We start from the raw sequence: 3,352 nt of genomic DNA, 5'->3' as shown, positions 1-3,352 counted from the left end.
GACCCCACGAGAGGTCCACGACGACTACCTGAATCAGCAGCTCGCCGCATGAATTAGCCAATAAGCTGCTGTACGGAAACCGCAGGGCCCCTCACGTCGCTGTTCGTCTGCTGTCACGTGGGCCGGGTGATTTCGTTGCCTGGGCATGGCGGAGTCCCGGCGCATGGTCGGGTTCTCCAAGGTCTTTCGGGTCGGGGGCGGTCAGGGGTTTGCCGGTCAGCCGGCGGGGCGGGGCAGTGCCGCGAGGCGATGGAAGGCCGTGGCCAGTTCGTGTCTCCAGGGCCAGGTCGCCGATATCCGCATGCGCAGACGCCGACCGCCGCGGGTGAGGCGGGCGGCGACGTGCAGCAGCCGGTAGCGGAGCTTCTTCGGCTCGGCGGTGGCCAGTTCCCCGTCCAACAGCAGGAAACGGGTCCAGGCCAGCAGGTCGATCGCCGTGAGGCTGAGTTCGAGCCAGACGGTATTGACGCCGAAGTCGCGGGAGGGGAAGCGGCCGAAGCCGGTGCTCTTGCCGCAACGGATACGGTCCTCGACACATGCGTGCCCGCGGTGGCGGACTTCGAGGAACTGAGTCGAACCACCACTGGGATAGGAGGTGTCGGTGAGGAACACCTGATGGCGCAGGCCCTCGTCCTGGTCGAACAGGGACAGCTGGGCTCCGGGGTGCGGCCGCTCGCGGCGCACGATGATGCGGGTGCCGGCCGGGTAGCCGTCCAGGTCGACCATGCCGGTCAGCTCGGCGACCTCCGCGCCATCACGCAGCGTCCCGTCCTGGTCCAGGGCAGGATGCCAGAGGTCCTCGGGCATGGCCCGGATAGCGCGGCGGACCGGCTCGGTGATGGCGTATCCGACCGAGAAGAAGGTACGGATCCCTCGTTTCCGCATGTCACGGACGTGAGTGAGGAAGGCTTTCGCGGATCCGGCGCTGTCGGTGCGGACCAGGATGTCGGTGCCGTGCCGGTGAGCGTCGGGGATCTGCGCGAGTGCCTGGTCGAACACTGCGATGTGGTCGGTGGCGGTGTTGGCGCCGGCGTTGCCGGGCCGCAGCCGCCCGGACAGCGCCTCGCCGGTGTTGGCAAGGAAGCACAGCAGCGGGTGGAACCCGAAACCGCCCTTGTAAGTGGGCGCGGCCGCGTCCTTCTCGGAGTGGCAGGTGATCAGCGTGGCGTCGAGGTCCAGGACCAGGCCGGGCAGTACGCGCCCCGCGGCCCGGGCAGCGGGTATGCCCTCACCGGTCTCGGCTGCCTGCAGCCACGCGATCTCCCGAGCCGAAGCCCTGGCCGAGCGCACGGAAGCCAGTGCCCGCTCGTCAACGTCGGCGAGCAGTCGCCAGGCCGTCGGTGTCGAGGCGACCGAACCGAACACGTCGGCCTGGTCCCGCAGCACGGCCAGGTCCGCGATGGCATCGCCGCCGTCGGCGAGCATCACCGCCAGGTCGGTGGCGATCCGTCCCGGATCATGTCCGGTCCCGCGAGGCCGCAGCGGCCTGAGAGCGGTGGAGTACGCGGCGGTCAGCCCCGTGGCATCGGCAAGATCCGCCAGCAACCGTGCACCGGCATGACCGACGACCCCCGAACCATCGGCACTGACATAGACCTTGGGACGCAACCCGATACCCTGCACGTAGAAAGTGCCCTCCGCCTGGACCGACAGAACCCCTCAGCAAGGTTCATCGTCCCAGGTCAGGAAGGCACTTTCGCGTTTCCGCCTCTCCAGCAGCCAAACCCAAGCGAAACAGCGGGGTTAACCGGCTCACCACCGCCAACCCCCACATCCCCCCAGGCCCAGCCTCCCCCGCCCTGACCTGCCGGGACCTGATCACCTATCCCGAGACCCTCACCCTCGCCGCGGCCCTTGACCGCCTGCCCCCGCACTCCCTGACACGCGCGCAGCAGACCGCCTTCCTCCACCACCTCGCGGGCCGCCTCCAACTGCCCCGCCTCGCACCCGCCGACCACGACCTGCTCTGGCAACGCCTCATCACCCGCTGAACCACCCCACGCCCCCTACCCTGCCAAAAACACCCAGCACCTCCCCCTACCTATAGACGCGCCAACCACACTGCGCAAAAACCGCCACCACACTCAGCTCACTGCGCAGCCATAAACGTCCAGCTCACCCCACGTACAACCCGCCCCCGGCCGCCTCAGCCCCGCGTAAGCCTCCCCCACGGAACAGACACACCGCTCAGTACAACTGAACAACAGCAGGCCACAAACAAGATCAATAAGCAGGCGCAACAGCTACGCCACAGCCAGCCGGACCAGGTGCGGACATAGGTCATGTCCGCTACCCACAACTGGTCCGGGCGCGAGGCGGTGAAGTCACGGTCCACCAGGTCCGGCGGGCGCGGTGTAGACGGCTCAGGAACGGCTGTCCGCCGTCGCTGCCCACGGATGACGCCCTCGTGCCAAGCCCGGTCATCAGCCGCTCGACAGTGCAGCGGGCCACGTCGACGCCGCGCCGCAGGGCGCGGGTGATCCGGCGGGCACCATACGTGCCGCCAGATTCCGCATGGACTTCCTCGATCAGCGGCATCACCTGCTCGTCGCGGAGCCGGCGGGCCGACTTCGGCCGCTTCTTGCGGGCGAAGTACGTCGACGGCGACAGCGACAGGACCCGACCCCGAGGCCACGTTCCCGCAGGTGGTCGATCACCTGCTCGGCCTCGTCCGGGGACGGTCGATCTCCTGGGCAAAAAACACCGAAGCGGCCTTGAGGATCTCGTTCGCCCGCTTCAACTCAGCATTCCCCTTGCGGAGTTGCTTGAGTTCATCGCGCTCGGCGGTGGTGAGCCGGTCGTCGCGTTCGCCCCGGTCGGCCTCGGCCTGGCGGCCCAGCCGCGCAGGGCCTCGGGGTGGATGCCGAGGTCCTTGGCCACGTGCGCAATCGGACGGCCGGTGGCCCGGACTTCGCGGACGGCACGCTCGCGGAGCTCATCGGGATATTTACGGGGTGCTGCCATGGTGCTGGTGGTTCTCCTTCGCCAGGACCGTAACCCTGGCATCAGGGACTCCGCAAATCTCAGTACAGCTCACCTACGAATGGCTCGATCAACCCGATCAAGACGGTAGAGCCACCTGATGACCGCCCCCGCCTACCGAGCCGACCTGACCCACCGCTTCACCACCTGGAAAACGATCACCGAAGTCACCGCCGCGCGCCCAGTGGATGTCTGACACCGGCACACCTCACCCCCACGCACGCCTCACTCACTTGCTGCAACAGCGGCTTGACAGCAACCGACCGAACGCTCCGCCTTCTGGAAACAGGTCACCGGCCTGCCCCACCGACGTACCCGACAGCGCGACAGTGTCTTGCCCCGGCCTCCAGCTCCCTGAGTTCTTCCCGCA

Annotated in this window: 2 protein-coding genes and 2 pseudogenes; all 4 read right to left on the bottom strand. The window is 67.9% G+C overall.

Annotated features, from left to right (window positions below; all coding sequences use genetic code 11):
* Positions 1–216: 216 nt before the first annotated feature.
* Positions 217–1,623: an IS1380 family transposase gene (locus ACZ7GZ_RS42830; RefSeq protein ID WP_471033235.1), complete on the bottom strand. Its 1,407-nt coding sequence runs from the start codon at positions 1,621–1,623 to the stop codon at positions 217–219.
* Between the two features lie 666 nt (positions 1,624–2,289).
* A complete protein-coding gene (locus ACZ7GZ_RS42825; protein WP_471033233.1) occupies positions 2,290–2,541 on the bottom strand; it encodes a transposase in 252 nt (83 codons plus the stop codon).
* Between the two features lie 118 nt (positions 2,542–2,659).
* A pseudogene (locus ACZ7GZ_RS42820) lies at positions 2,660–2,839 on the bottom strand (transposase); the annotation flags it as partial.
* Positions 2,821–2,964, bottom strand: a pseudogene (locus ACZ7GZ_RS42815) (transposase); the annotation flags it as partial. The pseudogenes ACZ7GZ_RS42815 and ACZ7GZ_RS42820, both read right to left, overlap by 19 nt.
* Positions 2,965–3,352 lie beyond the last annotated feature (388 nt).

The organism is Streptomyces sp. NPDC037288, from assembly GCF_055603265.1.
The sequence above is the reverse complement of the archived record's forward strand: the minus strand, read 5'-3'. Positions and strand labels throughout refer to the sequence as shown.